Origin of the sequence: Streptomyces sp. NPDC005576 (assembly GCF_042871745.1) — a bacterium.
GTDB lineage: Bacteria > Actinomycetota > Actinomycetes > Streptomycetales > Streptomycetaceae > Streptomyces.
On record NZ_JBIAJC010000002.1, the window covers coordinates 498,427 to 513,062 of the forward strand.

11 protein-coding genes and 1 tRNA gene are annotated in these 14,636 nt (G+C 71.1%); 1 reads left to right on the forward strand and 11 read right to left on the reverse strand.

Annotated elements, in window-relative coordinates; all coding sequences use genetic code 11:
• Window positions 1–14: 14 nt before the first annotated feature.
• From ACFYPN_RS05605 to ACFYPN_RS05625, 5 genes are all read right to left on the reverse strand, one after another.
• Window positions 15–668 (reverse strand): hypothetical protein, encoded by a 654-nt coding sequence (locus tag ACFYPN_RS05605; RefSeq protein ID WP_389296809.1) that lies wholly within the window; start codon window positions 666–668, stop codon window positions 15–17.
• 53 nt (window positions 669–721) lie between these two features.
• Window positions 722–1,099 carry a hypothetical protein gene (locus ACFYPN_RS05610; protein ID WP_389296811.1) on the reverse strand — a complete coding sequence of 126 codons (378 nt, stop codon included), beginning with the start codon at window positions 1,097–1,099 and terminating at the stop codon, window positions 722–724.
• 805 nt (window positions 1,100–1,904) lie between these two features.
• Window positions 1,905–1,977 (reverse strand) — tRNA-His (locus ACFYPN_RS05615).
• A 149-nt stretch (window positions 1,978–2,126) separates the two neighbouring features.
• Window positions 2,127–2,732 (reverse strand): oligoribonuclease, encoded by a 606-nt coding sequence (gene orn, locus ACFYPN_RS05620; protein ID WP_358757222.1) that lies wholly within the window; start codon window positions 2,730–2,732, stop codon window positions 2,127–2,129.
• A 10-nt stretch (window positions 2,733–2,742) separates the two neighbouring features.
• Window positions 2,743–3,963, reverse strand: a complete 1,221-nt coding sequence (locus ACFYPN_RS05625) for a helix-turn-helix domain-containing protein (protein WP_358757220.1) — start codon at window positions 3,961–3,963, stop codon at window positions 2,743–2,745.
• Between the two features lie 1,162 nt (window positions 3,964–5,125).
• Between ACFYPN_RS05625 and ACFYPN_RS05630 the strand changes: the two genes are divergently transcribed.
• Window positions 5,126–5,647, forward strand: a complete 522-nt coding sequence (locus ACFYPN_RS05630; protein WP_358757218.1) for a universal stress protein — start codon at window positions 5,126–5,128, stop codon at window positions 5,645–5,647.
• A 192-nt stretch (window positions 5,648–5,839) separates the two neighbouring features.
• On the opposite strand, the gene glmS is transcribed toward ACFYPN_RS05630, so the two are convergent.
• The 6 genes from glmS to ACFYPN_RS05660 form a co-directional block, all read right to left on the reverse strand.
• Complete coding sequence (gene glmS, locus ACFYPN_RS05635; RefSeq protein WP_358757216.1) at window positions 5,840–7,669, reverse strand: glutamine--fructose-6-phosphate transaminase (isomerizing); 1,830 nt, start codon at window positions 7,667–7,669, stop codon at window positions 5,840–5,842.
• Between the two features lie 78 nt (window positions 7,670–7,747).
• Window positions 7,748–8,023 carry a hypothetical protein gene (locus ACFYPN_RS05640; RefSeq protein ID WP_266704610.1) on the reverse strand — a complete coding sequence of 92 codons (276 nt, stop codon included), beginning with the start codon at window positions 8,021–8,023 and terminating at the stop codon, window positions 7,748–7,750.
• Window positions 8,024–8,697: 674 nt separating this feature from the next.
• On the reverse strand, window positions 8,698–9,867 hold the full coding sequence (locus tag ACFYPN_RS05645) for an acyl-CoA dehydrogenase family protein (protein WP_358757214.1): 1,170 nt from the start codon (window positions 9,865–9,867) through the stop codon (window positions 8,698–8,700).
• An 8-nt stretch (window positions 9,868–9,875) separates the two neighbouring features.
• Entirely contained in the window at window positions 9,876–10,904 is a 1,029-nt protein-coding gene (locus tag ACFYPN_RS05650; RefSeq protein ID WP_358757212.1) for a hydroxymethylglutaryl-CoA lyase, read from the reverse strand.
• Window positions 10,901–12,865, reverse strand: a complete 1,965-nt coding sequence (locus ACFYPN_RS05655) for a biotin carboxylase N-terminal domain-containing protein (protein WP_358757210.1) — start codon at window positions 12,863–12,865, stop codon at window positions 10,901–10,903. The genes ACFYPN_RS05650 and ACFYPN_RS05655 overlap by 4 nt, the downstream gene beginning before the upstream one ends.
• Before the next feature lie 43 nt (window positions 12,866–12,908).
• Window positions 12,909–14,561 (reverse strand): carboxyl transferase domain-containing protein, encoded by a 1,653-nt coding sequence (locus ACFYPN_RS05660; protein ID WP_358757208.1) that lies wholly within the window; start codon window positions 14,559–14,561, stop codon window positions 12,909–12,911.
• Window positions 14,562–14,636 lie beyond the last annotated feature (75 nt).

Consider the following 14,636-nt stretch of genomic DNA (forward strand, 5'->3'; position numbering starts at 1 on the left):
GGGGCAGGGCGGATTCAGGCGAGCCAGCCCTCGAAGGAGAAGTGACTGTCCATCAGCTGCCCGGAGGGGCAGGAGACCCACTGGGTCCGGCGCCACGCCGCGGCCGGGAAGAAGGTCAGGGTGTCGTGGTCCGGCCGGATCTCCCGGAACGACTCGGCGCACGCCGGATACCCGTCGCGGACCGTGGTGTCGTAGACGCGCAGCCCGCCCCCGGTGAACTCGCGCGGCCTGCGGTGCAGGGTGTAGACGAAACTCACGGCCCGGTCGTTCTCGCTGCCTGTCGGCTCCACGCAGGCGCGGGTGACCGGCTCGGCCTCGCGGCCCTCGGCCGACTGGTGATTACGGGTGATGAACTCGTAGCCCATACGGCCTGCGGGTGCGGCGATGCCGAGCATGTCCTGTACCACCGCGGACAGGCTCCGCACCGCCTCGGCCAGTCCCGGGGCCCGCAGGACACGCTCCGGCGAAACCCACCGCGAAGGGATCCGGGCGACCTGCCCGTGCACTGCTGTCAGGTGCTCGAGTTGTGCCCGGCAGGCGTCCTCGAGCAGGCGGTCGGCGCCGGCAGCCCCGAGGAAGTCCTCGAACCTGCACACCGGCGTAGCGAGCGTCACCGCCGGCTGTCGGGCATGCGACACCGCGCCGATGCCCGCCGGAGACTGTGCCATCGTTTCCATCACGTTCGATCAGCTCCGCGTCGGCTGGTGGATCGGAGAAGCAATCAACGCTGGCCCACGGGCCGGCCGACAGAATTGAAGAGCGGCGGCGCCAGCGAAGTCGTGGTCGTGCTCGTCGGCGGCGCGGGCTCGTCGATGTCGCCGCCGGGTGATCCCTGAAGGATGAAGTCCAGGATCGGCAGGAACGTCTGGTTGTTGGTGACGACAGTTTTGGGCCCGTTGTTCGCGATGACCGTGTCGCCGCCGCGACGTGGTTGCCTCTCCTCGTGGTGCGGCCCCCCGGATGCGCACACTTCCTCGGAGCCCTGCCCGCAGTACGAAGCCGCAGGACTACCGAACGCCTGGGCCTGCGCCGCGAACCCTCCGGCCATACCGACCGCGACCGTCGTCGCCGTCGCCAGTGCTGCCAGACGTGCTCGCATGGAGCTGTCCATGACCGACCGCCTCTCTGTTGAGTCGAAGTGAGTAACAGAAAGGATCGTGTCAGTCGCTGAGGGCTACGGTCTGCGTCGCCACACCAAAAGGCCCCAAGACCACCCGATGACGACGCCCGTACGTCAGTCTGGCCACCGCCACTCGGTGAACAGCGGTGCTGTTCGCTGAGCGAGGATTGGCGTCGCTGCTACCCGTTCTTCGCGTGGCGGGGTCGACCCGGCGAACCACGCGTCCAGGGGCTCAAGAGCATGCTGAAGCAACGCGACTACGTTCTTGGGAAGTTGTTTCCGTACCTGATTCAGTTCGCCCCGTGCTTCCAGGCGCTCGCGGTAGAGATCAGGCGTACGCCGACCGGACGGCGCCCCATCCGATTCCAGCTGCCGGACCAGTTGTTCCCCAGCACACAGGCGATCGTTCGCAAGCCATTGCGGAGTCCCCGGAGTCCTACTCACCTCCGGCTGGAAGCGCTGAAGGTGTGCGTGGAAGGGCAGCAGCGAGAGGTGTGGCGATCGACTGCTCCCGGACCCCGGATGCCCTGGTGCTGTGCGAGAAGACGACCAGTCGCGCAGGTCCTGGTCGGTGTCTGGGTGTTCTGTCCACGGAGGTTGGTGACGGCGATCACGGTCGGGTGATCTTGAACGAGTGGGGGCCTCCCAGGTGCCGCCGCGCCCTCCCTGCCACGGGTCAAACGGTGAGTGGAGGATCCGGCCGCTTGTGGCCGCGTTTGGCCGACTCAGGACACGAAGAAGCCCCCGACCCGCGTTTCCGCAGATCAGGGGCTTCCCCTTCAAGGGTGAGTAACGGGACTCGAACCCGCGACATCCTGGACCACAACCAGGTGCTCTACCATCTGAGCTATACCCACCATGTTCGTCCGGGCGTTTCCGACCGGCCGAGAAAAAGTGTACAGGGTTTTCGAGGGTGCTCGTGCCACCTTTCCGCGGCCCCGTCCACGGGCCCTCCCAGGCCCGTGATCAGGGGGTTGTGCGGTGGTGGCGACCAGGGGAGGTCCGCCTACGAGTCGGCCCGCACCACGTGGCGCGCGGCGATCTCCTTGGCGCGCTCGGAGTCCGGTCCGGGCCGGGGCACGAAGACGGCCTCGCGGTAGTAGCGCAGCTCCGCGATGGATTCGCGGATGTCGGCGAGCGCCCGGTGGTTGCCGTTCTTGTCCGGGCTGTTGAAGTAGGCCTTCGGGAACCAGCGCCGGGCCAGTTCCTTGATCGAGGACACGTCGACGATGCGGTAGTGGAGGTAACCCTCCAGGGCCTGCATGTCGCGCGCGAGGAAACCCCGGTCGGTGCCTACGGAGTTTCCGCAGAGCGGGGCCTTGCCCGGCTCCTTCACGTGCTCGCGCACGTACGCCAGCACCTGGGCCTCGGCGTCCGCGAGGGTGGTGCCCCCGGCCAGCTCGTCCAGGAGGCCCGAGGTGGTGTGCATCCGCCGCACCACCTCGGGCATGGTCTCCAGGGCCGCGTCCGGTGGGCGGATCACGATGTCCACCCCGTCGCCGAGCACGTTCAACTCCGAGTCGGTGACCAGAGCCGCCACCTCGATGAGTGCGTCGTCCGTCAACGAGAGTCCGGTCATCTCGCAGTCGATCCATACCATGCGGTCGTTCATGGCCCCCACCCTACGGGGCGCTCCGCTGTCCCGGCAGGGCCGGGCGCCCGCCGGTGTACCCGTCCGGGCCCCGGTCCGCACGGTCCGCACGGTCCGGCGCCCCCGCGGAGGCCGCGAACGCGGCCAGCCCCGTGGAGCCGCCCGGCATCCTGCGTACCGCCGACGAGACCTGGGCCGGCACCACGGCCTCCACCGCCCCGGCCTCCGGACCCGAGCCCGGACGACGGGCCCGGTAGGCGGCCCGGTACGCGGCGGGGGAGGAGCCGAGCTGGCGGCGGAAGTGACCGCGCAGCGCCACCGGCGAACGGAAGCCGCAACGGCCCGCGACCTCGTCCACCGAGTAGTCCGACGTCTCCAGCAGCCGCTGTGCCTGGAGGACCCGCTGGGTGATCAGCCACTGGAGCGGCGCACTGCCGGTGAGTGAACGGAAGCGCCGGTCGAACGTGCGACGGCTCATGTAGGCGCGGGCCGCCAGTGTCTCCACGTCGAACTGCTCGTGCAGGTGCTCCAGGGCCCAGGCCACGACCTCGGCGAGCGGGTCGGAGCCGATCTCTTCGGGTAAAGACCTGTCGAGGTAGCGCTCCTGACCGCCGCTGCGGCGCGGTGGCACCACGAGCCGGCGGGCCAGCGCTCCGGCGGCCTCCGTGCCATGGTCCGTCCGCACGATGTGCAGGCAGAGGTCGATCCCGGCGGCCGTACCCGCCGAGGTGAGGACGTCGCCGTCGTCGACGAAGAGCTCGCGCGGATCGACGTGCACCGACGGATAGCGCTTGGCCAGCGTCGGCGCGTACATCCAGTGCGTCGTCGCCGGGCGGCCGTCCAGCAGGCCGGCGGCCGCGAGCACGAAGGCGCCGGTGCAGAGCCCGACGATGCGGGCGCCCTCCTCGTGGGCCCGGCGCAGCGCGTCGAGCGCCTCGACCGGAGGCGGCGAGGTGATCGAGCGCCAGGCGGGCACCACCACGGTGCCTGCCCTGCTGATCGCCTCCAGGCCGTACGGGGCGGTGAGTTCGAGACCGCCGGTGGTGCGCAGCGGTCCCTCCTCGCCGCCGCAGACCAGCAGTCGGTAGCGCGGTACGCCCGCGTCCTGCCGGTCGATGCCGAAGACGGAGAGCGGGATGGAGCTCTCGAAGATCGGGCCGCCGCTGAACAGCAGTACGGCTACGACCTCCCGGCGCCGCCGCCCGGCCAACTTCCGTGCGGCCTCCGTTACGGATGCGGAGTCCTGGCTCATGACGCTAAGCCCCCCTCGGTGTTCGCGTCTCCCTGGTCCCTACAGGCCTGTCGCTCCTGCACGTGTCCCCTCGGCGCCGCACGTGTCCCCAGTGCTCGATTCCAAGATCGAACCTACTGGGTCCGGCGATGCCGAAATGACACGTTCCCTCACCGGCTCAATGTCGACAAGGCAACGTGGCGTGAAGCGTTCGATCACGAAGCGTTCCACTCGCGAGCGGCACTGTGAAGTGCGCGTCGCGATCATGGCCCGTCCGCGTCGGGTGAAAGCGTACCGCGCGGTCCGTTCCTGCCAGGTGACAAGTGCGAATGAGGGGCACATCGCCAAGGTTTCGGCGCAGATGTGAAGTTGGCTCAAAATAGACGGTCCCGCGCGGGTGATTTAGTCACGCTCCGGCGCGCTCCCCGCGCACTCGGCCCGCTTTCGATCGCGCCCCTCCCGCACCTGCGAAGAAGCCCCGCCGCGGTGGCGCGCTCCCTCGCCGGCCGTCGGCGGGGGAGCGGACGGGGCGGGCCGGCGAACGCGCGCGAGCCCAGCGGATCCGCGGATTCACCGGCGCACGCAAGGGAATCGGCTTGCGCCCGGTGCGCCTCTCCGTGCGCCCTCCCGCGCTCGGGCCCGGCCTGGCGCGGAAGGGCGGGGCGGCGTCGGACGCCGTCGGTCACCACGCGCACGCTCCGGTCGTGCACCCCGGTGCGACGACGCGGCCGACCGTGGCCCGAGAGGGGCAACAGGGGGTGTTTCATGGGTCAGTACCGGGCAGGTGCCGACGGGCCGGAGCCCCTCTCCGACCCATACCGGTCCGTCGGAAAAACGGGGCGGCGGCCACCCGCGGCCACGGAACGCTCCGTGTAAGGGGCAACCGGCATTGCCAACCGCCCGCGCCTCGTGCATGCTCCCCCAGAGCGCGTCACGCGCTTTGCGGCGGTCTGGGCAGTGGAGGAGTGGCGCCGTACCCTTGGGGGTAAAGGGTTGGAAAGATGATTCCCGGACAAGGGCCCCGAGCAGGAGCCCGGGACGACAACCCCCGGCAGCCGTCGTCGGTCCATGGTCCTGATGGTCGTCGGACACAAGTCCACCGTCCCGTACCACCGCGCCCCGCAGCCGAGTACGTCCCCCTAGCCGTTCCCTCCTCACGAGGACTCTCTTCGCCGAGACACCGATGGCCGGTCACGAATCCCCTGAACCCGCAGACCGCAAACAGGTAACCGACCCCGGGTCGGACCCTCTGACGGTCGAAGAAACGCGTCACTCCTGCGACCCGGCCTTCCGGCACGGTGTCGTGGTCGGTTTCGACGGCTCCACGTCCAGTGAGCGCGCCCTGGCGTACGCGATCGGCATGGCCTGCAGATCCGGCTCGGGGCTGATCATCGTGCACGTCGCCAACCGGCTGCCGACCACCGTCTGGGCAGGCTGCGAACCGCCCGTCTTCGTCGACGTACCCGATCACCGCACCGAGGTGCTCGGGCTCGAACTGGCCTGCGCCGAGTACCTCTCCGAGGTGCCGTGGGTGCTGGTCGAGCGCGGCGGCGACATCTGTCACGAACTCGAGGAAGTCGGCCGCGAGTATGCCGCCGACGCCATCGTCGTCGGGTCGACGCACGGCATCGTGGGCCGGATCTTCGGCTCCGTGGCCGGCCGTCTCGCCCGCCGCGCACAACGCCCCGTCATCGTCATCCCCTGACCGACGCACCCCGGACGCGAGTGACGAGCCGTCAATTCCCCGTGGCCGTACACCAGTACGCCGGGTACACCAGTACGCCGGGTCATCCGCACACGGAAGAAGCGGACGCGCGCCACGATCGAGTGGTGTGCGTCCGCTTCTGCCGGGTTGTTCCCCGGGCGGTGTCCGGTCCCGTCGGCGCCGTTCCCCTACCTACTCGACGGTGACCGACTTCGCCAGGTTGCGCGGCTTGTCGATGTCCCGGCCCATGGCCAGTGCCGTGTGGTAGGCGAAGAGCTGGAGCGGGATGCCCAGGAGGATCGGGTCGAGCTCGTTCTCGTTCTTCGGCACGACGATGGTGTGGTCGGCCTTCTCCTGGACCTGGTGCGCGACGGCGAGGATCCGGCCGCTGCGCGCCTTGATCTCCTCCATCGCGGCCCGGTTCTTCTCCAGCAGTTCGTCGTCCGGCACGATCGCGACGGTCGGCATCGCGGGCTCGATCAGGGCCAGCGGTCCGTGCTTCAACTCGGAGGCCGGGTACGCCTCGGCGTGGATGTACGAGACCTCCTTGAGCTTCAGCGAGGCCTCGCGTGCCACCGGGTAGCCGCGCACCCGGCCGATGAACATCATCGACTTCGCGTCCGCGTACTCGGCGGCCAGTCGCTTGATCTCGTCCTCGTTGGCGAGGATCTCGCTGATCTGCTCCGGCAGCCGGCGCAGACCCGCGATGATCCGCTTGCCGTCGGCGACCGAGAGGTCACGGATGCGGCCGAGGTGCAGGGCGAGCAGCGCGAAGGAGACCACGGTGTTGGTGAAGCACTTGGTGGAGACCACGCAGACCTCGGGGCCCGCGTGGACGTACGTACCGCCGTCAGCCTCCCGGGCGATGGCGGAACCCACCACGTTGACGATGCCGAGGACCCGGGCGCCCTTGCGCTTCAGCTCCTGCACCGCGGCCAGCACGTCGTAGGTCTCGCCGGACTGGGAGACGGCGACGTAGAGGGTGTCGGGGTCCACGACCGGGTTGCGGTAGCGGAACTCGGACGCGGGTTCGGCGTCCGCGGGGATGCGGGCCAGCTCCTCGATCAGCTGGGCGCCGATCTGACCGGCGTGGTACGAGGTGCCGCAGCCGAGGATCTTGATCCGGCGCACCCCGCGCGCCTCGCGCGCGTCCAGGTTGAGACCGCCCAGGTGCACGGTGGAGAAACGGTCGTCGATCCGGCCGCGCAGCACGCGGTCCACCGCTTCGGCCTGTTCCGAGATCTCCTTGTGCATGTACGTGTCGTGGCCGCCCATGTCGTACGACTCGGCCTCCCACTCCACGGTGGTGGGCGTGGCCGTCGTGGTCGAGCCCTCCGTCGTGTACGTACGGAAGTCGTCGGCCTTGAGGGTGGCCATCTCGCCGTCGTCGAGGGTCACGACCTGGCGGGTGTGGGCGACGAGCGCGGCGACGTCGGAGGCGACGAACATCTCCTTCTCGCCGATGCCGAGGACGACCGGGGAGCCGTTGCGGGCGACGACGATGCGGTCGTTGAAGTCCGCGTGCATCACTGCGATGCCGTACGTGCCCTCGACCGAGCGCAGTGCCTCGCGGACCTTCTCCTCCAGGGTCTCGGCCTGGGCGCGGGCGACCAGGTGGACCAGCACCTCGGTGTCGGTCTCGGAGAGGAAGACGACGCCGTCGGCGACGAGCTTCGCGCGGAGCTCGGAGGCGTTGTCGATGATGCCGTTGTGGACGACGGCGACCTTGTTCTCCGCGTCCATGTGCGGGTGGGCGTTCTCGTCGCTCGGGGCGCCGTGGGTGGCCCAGCGGGTGTGCGCGATGCCGGTCGTGCCCGCGAAGCGCTTGGGGATACGGGCCTCCAGCTCGCGGACGCGGCCCTTCGCCTTGACCATCTTCAGCGTGCCCGGCTTGCCGGCCGCGGCCTTGCTCGTCACCACGATGCCCGCCGAGTCGTACCCCCGGTACTCCAGCCGCTGCAGACCTTCCAGCAGCAGTGGAGCGACGTCACGCCTACCGATGTATCCGACGATCCCGCACATGTTCTCTACCCCTCCTACGACGTACACGACGTACAGATGCCCTGCGGTGCCCGGCTTCCGGCGCTCTCGGGCGCGGCCTCAGCCGTAGACGATGCGGCGCAGCTGCCGGAGCGAGAGCTCCGGAGGCGCGACCGCGCGGTGCGGCAGTTCGGCCGCGATCCGCTCGAAGATCTCCGTGTTGACCAGCCCGCCGGACTGCAGTTCGCGGTGGCGGCGCCGGACGAAGGCCTCGGTCGTCTCGTCGAAGAACGCCAGCACGTCGAGTACCACCCGGGCCGCTTCGCCGCGCTGGAGCGAGGTGGAGCGTACGAGGTGGTCGATGAGGTCGTCGTGGGACGAGCGGCGTTCGAGCACCCGTTGATACTGCTTGGGTGGGCGCCCTTACGCAAGAAATCTGCCCGAAATCGGGCAGAGACCGTGTGAAACATGTGACTCGGCAGCCGGTACGTCGTCGTCGTGGGCTTCGCCGGGAGACGTGCATGCCGGTCACCGGAGCCTCCGGCCGGTGGCCGGAAGCAGCCCGCCGAGCAAACCGTTACGCCGGGTATCCCCTCTCCGGGGTGTACCGCACCGGCTGTTGTGGGCCATCGGGGACGGCCACGCCCCGCCACCGGGCGCCACGCGGCCGGCCCGCCGTCCCCGTCCGCCCGGTCGGTTCCGGTGCGAGGGTCTGCGGTCATCCGGCCACCGTGGCCGGATGGGGCCCCGGGCGGGTACGCGACGGGTGGGCGGTACGAGGCGGTGCCCGGCGGCCCCGAGTGCCGGGGGCGGGTAGCCGGCGGCGGTGCGCCGCAGCGGAGGGCCGCAGCCGTGATCGCTCCCGAAAGCGCCCCGGCACGCGTCGAGCCCCTCGACCGACACCTCCACCCTGCGGTGCTCCTCCAGGGCCTACGTCGTGCATGCCCGGACACCACCGCCCAGGTGGTGTCCGGCGGATCGTGGCCGGGGGCGCGACGCCCGGCACGGCGCCTTGCGACGCACCGCGCCGAACGCCGCGCCCTGCCCGACCTTGATCCGCCGGACACCGCCTAAGCCGCCGGAAGCCCCAGCTCCCTCGCGATCAGCATCCGCTGCACCTCGCTCGTGCCCTCGCCGATCTCCAGGATCTTGGAGTCCCGCCACATGCGGGCGACCGGGTACTCGTTCATGAAGCCGTAGCCGCCGTGGATCTGTGTGGCGTCGCGGGCGTTGTCGACGGCGACCGTCGAGGAGTACAGCTTCGCGATGGCCGCCTCCTTCTTGAAGGGCTCGCCGGCCACCAGGCGGGAGGCCGCGTCGCGCCAGCCGACGCGGGCCATGTGGGCGCGGGTCTCCATGTCGGCGATCTTGAACTGGATGGCCTGGTTGGCGCCGATCGGGCGGCCGAAGGCATGTCGCTCGGCGGCGTACTTCACCGACTCGTCCACGCAGCCCTGGGCCAGCCCGGTCGCCAGGGCCGAGATCGCGATCCGGCCCTCGTCGAGGATGCGGAGGAACTGGGCGTACCCCCGGCCCTCCTCGCCGAGCAGGTTCGCCGCGGGGACGCGGACGTCCGCGAAGGAGAGCTCGCGGGTGTCGGAGGCGTTCCAACCGACCTTGGAGTACGGGGCCGCCACGGTGAAACCGGGGGTTCCGGACGGGACGACGATCGCTGAGATGCGCGGGGAGCCGTCGTCCTTGCGGCCGGTCACGGCAGTCACGGTGACCAACTCGGTGATGTCCGTGCCTGAGTTGGTGATGAAGCACTTGGAGCCGTTGATCACCCACTCGCCGGCTGCCTCGTCCAGGACCGCCGTGGTGCGCGTGCCGCCCGCGTCCGAGCCGCCGTCCGGCTCGGTCAGCCCGAACGCGCCCAGCGCCTCGCCCGAGCAGAGCCTCGGCAGCCACCGCAGCTTCTGCTCCTCGGTGCCGAAGCGGTAGACCGGCATGGCGCCCAGCGAGACGCCCGCCTCCAGGGTGATCGCGACCGAGGAGTCGACCCGGGCCAGCTCCTCCAGGGCGATCCCGAGGGCGAGGTAGTCCCCGCCCATCCCGCCGTACTCCTCCGGGAACGGCAGGCCGAACAGGCCCATCCGTCCCATCTCCCGCACGATCTCGTACGGGAACTCATGGCGTTCGTAGTAGTCGCCGATCTTCGGGGCGACCACCTCGTGGGCGAACTCCTCCACGGTGCGGCGCAGTTCCTCGTGCTCGGCGGCGAGCCGGTGGTCCAGGGGCATGGCAGGGGTCACTCCTCGGGGGACGCAGGTGACGCTGGGGACGCGGGGGGTGCAGGTGACGCGGGGGGCGGTTCCGGACTCGGCGAAAGAGCGCGGACGGTACGGGACGGGCTCGGGCGGCCCAGCTTCCCGGCCAGCCACACGCTGGTGGCCGTGAGGGCGTCGAGGTCGACACCGGTGTCGATGCCGAGACCCCGGAGCATCCACACCAGGTCCTCGGTGGCGAGGTTGCCGGTGGCGCTCTTCGCGTACGGGCAGCCGCCGAGGCCGCCCGCCGACGCGTCGACGGTGGACACCCCGTGCTGGAGCGCCGCGAGGGTGTTGGAGAGGGCCTGGCCGTAGGTGTCGTGGAAGTGCACGCCGATGGTGTGGGTGCGCACCCCCGCCTCGTTCAGCGCGGCGAGCAGCGTCCGTACGTGGCCGGGGGTGGCGACGCCGATCGTGTCGCCGAGGGAGAGCTCGTCGCAGCCGAGGTCCATCAGCGCCTTCGCCACCCGGACCACCTGGCGCACCGGGACCGGCCCCTCCCACGGGTCGCCGAAGCACATCGAGAGGTAGCCGCGCACATGGACCCGGTCCTCCTTCGCGCGGGCCACGACCGGCTCGAACATCGCCAGCGACTCGGCGACGGACCGGTTGAGGTTGCGGGCGGCGAAGGTCTCCGTCGCGGAGCCGAAGACCGCGATCCGCCGCGCTCCGAGCGCCAGCGCCCGCTCCAGCCCGCGTTCGTTGGGTACGAGCACGGGGAGCGCGACCCCGTCCACGCCGCCCGGTCCCGGAAGATCGTCCAACATGGGGAACAGATCTTCCGCGTCCGCGAGTTGGGGAACCCACTTGGGGTGGACGAAGCTCGTCGCCTCGATGGTGGTGAGCCCCGCGGCGGCGAGCCGGTGGATGAACTCGGCCTTCACGGCGGTCGGAAGAGCCGTCTTCTCGTTCTGCAGCCCGTCACGTGCGCCCACTTCGTGGATACGGACCCGGGCGGGCAGGTCCGGCGCGGCGACGGGCATCGGCAGGGCGCCTGCGGGCGTGGTCATGACTGCCTCTCCTCGGGCGCTGGGCCCGTTCCGGGGACCGGGGCGACCACGGCCAGCACCTGGTCCATGGCGACGGTGGCCCCGGCGGACACGTCCAGCTCGGTGACGGTCCCGGCGTGCGGGGCGGAGATGACGTGCTCCATCTTCATCGCCTCGACCACCAGCAGCGCCTGCCCCGCCGTCACCGCGTCCCCGACCGCCACCTTGAGCACGGTGACCGTGCCCGGCATGGGTGCCGCGAGGGTGTCCGCACCCGCACGGGCCGCCCCGCTCAGGGAGGCTTCCACCGGGTCGTGGTCCCGGACCTGCCAGGTGTCGCCGTCGCGGCCGAGCCACTGACCGGCGTGGCGGAAGTGGTGGACCACCCCGTCGAGTTCGACGGTCACCCGGTCCGGCCCGACCACCGCACCCCGGGGAGCCTCGCGCACCACCGGGTCCTCGCCCGCCACCCGCAACGGGAAGGCGAGCGGGGCGGGGGCGCCACCCGTCCGCCAGCCGTTCGGTACGGAGAACGGGTCCGTCCAGCCGCTCGCGTCCGGTACCGGGGCGAGCGCGTCGGCCCGTACGGCCGCCGCCGCCGCGTACACCTCGTCCGGTACGCCGTCCGGGAGCAGGCCCGCCGCCTCGCGCTCCACCAGCCCCGTGTCCAGCTCGCCCGCGACGACCGCCGGATGGGCCAACAGCCGCCTCAGGAAACCCGCGTTGGTCGGTACGCCCAGGATCACCGTGTCCGCGAGGGCCGCCCGCAGCCGGCGCAGCGCCGTCGCCCGGTCGGGGCCGTACGCGATGACCTTCGACAGCATCGGGTCGTACAGCGAACCGACCTCGGTGCCCCCGCTCAGCCCCGAGTCCGTCCGGACCCCGCCGCCCTGCGGTTCGTCCAGTGCGAGCACGGTGCCGCCGGAGGGCAGGAAGCCGCGCGCCGGGTCCTCGGCGCAGACCCGGGCCTCGACGGCGTGCCCGGTGAGAGTGATGTCGGCCTGGGTGTGGGGGAGGTGCTCGCCGGAGGCGACGCGGAGCTGCCACTCCACCAGGTCGAGTCCGGTGATCAGCTCGGTGACGGGGTGCTCGACCTGGAGCCGGGTGTTCATCTCCATGAAGCAGTACGCCGCCGGGTCGCCGCCCGGGACGATGAACTCGACGGTCCCCGCGCCGACATAGCCGCAGGAGCGGGCGGCCCGCACCGCCGCCTCGCCCATCGCGGCCCGGGTCTCCGCGTCGAGCAGGACGGACGGCGCCTCCTCGATGACCTTCTGGTGGCGGCGCTGGAGCGAGCACTCGCGCTCGCCGAGGTGGAGGACGTTGCCGTGGGTGTCCGCGAGCACCTGGATCTCGATGTGCCGGGGGCGCTCGATCCACCGCTCCACCAGAAGCGTGTCGTCGCCGAAGGAGGCCGTCGCCTCGCGGCGGGCGCCCGCGATCTCCTCGGCGAGGCGCGCACCGTCGTGCACCAGCCGCATTCCCTTGCCGCCGCCGCCCGCCGAGGGCTTCAGCAGTACCGGCAGGCCGATCTCCCGTGCGGAGTCGACGAGTTGTGCGTCGGTGAGGCCGCTGCCCGACGAGCCGGGGACCACTGGCACCCCGGCCGCCGCGACCGTCTCCTTGGCCCGGATCTTGTCGCCCATCAGGGCGATCGCGTCCGCGGAGGGCCCGATGAAGACGAGCCCGGCCTCCGTGCAGGCCCGGGCGAAGGCGGCGTTCTCCGCCAGGAAGCCGTACCCCGGGTGTACCGCCTCGGCCCCCGTGCGGCGGGCGGCCTCCAGCAGCGCGGCCACGCTGAGGTAGCTCTGCGCGGCGGGCGCCGGGCCGATCCGTACCGCCGTGTCCGCCTCCCGTACGTGCCGCGCGTCCGCGTCCGCGTCGCTGAAGACGGCGACCGACCGGACACCGAGGGCGCGGAGCGTCCGGATGACCCGGACCGCGATCTCGCCCCGATTGGCGACCAACACCGTGCTGAACATGGACGTCCTCACCTCACTCTCACCGCATGACGCATGCGCTCGCTCACATCCGGAAGATGCCGAAGCCGGGGTCCGCCGGATTCCGTTGCGGCAGCGGGGCGTTGGCGCAGGCGGTCAGGGCCAGGCCGAGGACCTGCCGGGTGTCCGCCGGGTCGATCACCCCGTCGTCCCAGAGCCGGGCCGTCGCGTAGTAGGCGTTGCCCTGCTGCTCGTACTGCTTCCGGACCGGCTCCTTGAACGCCTCCTCGTCCTCCGCGCTCCAGTCGTCACCGAGTTGGTCGCGTTTGACCGTGGCGAGGACGGAGGCGGCCTGTTCGCCGCCCATCACCGAGATCTTGGCGTTCGGCCACATCCACAGGAAGCGGGGGGAGTAGGCCCGGCCGCACATGGAGTAGTTGCCCGCTCCGTACGAACCGCCGACGACGACCGTCAGCTTCGGCACCCGGGTGGTGGCGACGGCGGTGACCATCTTCGCGCCGTGCTTGGCGATGCCCCCGGCCTCGTACGCCTTGCCGACCATGAAGCCGGAGATGTTCTGGAGGAAGACCAGCGGGATGCCGCGCTGGTCGCACAGCTCGATGAAGTGCGCGCCCTTCTGGGCCGATTCGGAGAAGAGGATGCCGTTGTTGGCGACGATTCCCACCGGGTGGCCGTGCACGTGCGCGAAACCGGTGACCAGCGTCTGGCCGTACTCCGCCTTGAACTCCGCGAACCGCGACCCGTCCACCACCCGGGCGATCACCTCGCGCACGTCGTACGGGGTGCGCGAGTCGACCGGCACCGCGCCGTAGAGCCCCGCCGGGTCCACCTTCGGCTCCTCCGCCGGGCGTACGGTCCAGGGCAGCGCCCCGCGCGCCGGGAGCGTCGCCACGATGTTCCGGACGATCCGCAGCGCGTGCGCGTCGTCCTCGGCGAGGTGGTCGGTGACCCCGGACGTACGGGAGTGGACCTCGCCGCCGCCCAGCTCCTCCGCCGTGACGACCTCGCCGGTCGCCGCCTTCACCAAGGGCGGACCGCCGAGGAAGATCGTGCCCTGACCGCGCACGATGACGGCCTCGTCGCTCATCGCGGGGACGTACGCGCCGCCCGCCGTGCAGGACCCCAGCACCGCCGCGATCTGCGGGATGCCGGCCCCCGACATCCGCGCCTGGTTGAAGAAGATCCGGCCGAAGTGGTCCCGGTCCGGGAAGACCTCGTCCTGCATCGGCAGGAAGGCCCCGCCGGAGTCCACGAGGTAGAGGCAGGGGAGACGGTTCTCCAGCGCCACCTCCTGCGCGCGCAGGTGCTTCTTCACGGTCATCGGGTAGTACGTGCCGCCCTTGACGGTCGCGTCATTGGCGACGATCACGCACTCCCGGCCGCTCACCCGCCCGATGCCCGCCACCACCCCCGCAGCCGGCGCGGCACCTCCGTACAGCCCCTCGGCGGCGAGCGGAGCCAGCTCCAGGAACGGCGAGCCGGGGTCGAGCAGTGTGTCCACCCGGTCCCGGGGCAGCAGCTTGCCGCGCGCCACATGGCGGGCGCGGGCCTTCTCGCCCCCGCCGAGCCGGGCCGAGGCGAGCCGCGCGCGCAACTCCTCGGCGAGCGCGCGGTGCGCCGCTTCGTTGGCCCGCCAGGCCTCGGAGGAGGGATCGGCCGCGCCGGCCAGGACAGGTGCCTGAGGTGCCGGTGCGTGGGCCGCCGGTGCCGACTGCATCGTGTCGAGCCTCCATCCCCGTGTCCGGTGGGGCTCGTGACCCCCGCCGTGCGGTTAATGAGCGTTAACGCGAAC

Bases quoted from the DNA above. Each gene is read 5' to 3' on its own strand.
- glmS (WP_358757216.1), bottom strand. From the start codon at position 7,669: ATGTGCGGGATCGTCGGATACATCGGTAGGCGTGACGTCGCTCCACTG.
- ACFYPN_RS05625 (WP_358757220.1), bottom strand. From the start codon at position 3,963: ATGAGCCAGGACTCCGCATCCGTAACGGAGGCCGCACGGAAGTTGGCC.
- ACFYPN_RS05610 (WP_389296811.1), bottom strand. From the start codon at position 1,099: ATGCGAGCACGTCTGGCAGCACTGGCGACGGCGACGACGGTCGCGGTC.
- ACFYPN_RS05660 (WP_358757208.1), bottom strand. From the start codon at position 14,561: ATGCAGTCGGCACCGGCGGCCCACGCACCGGCACCTCAGGCACCTGTC.
- ACFYPN_RS05645 (WP_358757214.1), bottom strand. From the start codon at position 9,867: ATGCCCCTGGACCACCGGCTCGCCGCCGAGCACGAGGAACTGCGCCGC.
- orn (WP_358757222.1), bottom strand. From the start codon at position 2,732: ATGAACGACCGCATGGTATGGATCGACTGCGAGATGACCGGACTCTCG.
- ACFYPN_RS05630 (WP_358757218.1), top strand. From the start codon at position 5,126: ATGGCCGGTCACGAATCCCCTGAACCCGCAGACCGCAAACAGGTAACC.
- ACFYPN_RS05655 (WP_358757210.1), bottom strand. From the start codon at position 12,865: ATGTTCAGCACGGTGTTGGTCGCCAATCGGGGCGAGATCGCGGTCCGG.
- ACFYPN_RS05650 (WP_358757212.1), bottom strand. From the start codon at position 10,904: ATGACCACGCCCGCAGGCGCCCTGCCGATGCCCGTCGCCGCGCCGGAC.
- ACFYPN_RS05605 (WP_389296809.1), bottom strand. From the start codon at position 668: ATGGCACAGTCTCCGGCGGGCATCGGCGCGGTGTCGCATGCCCGACAG.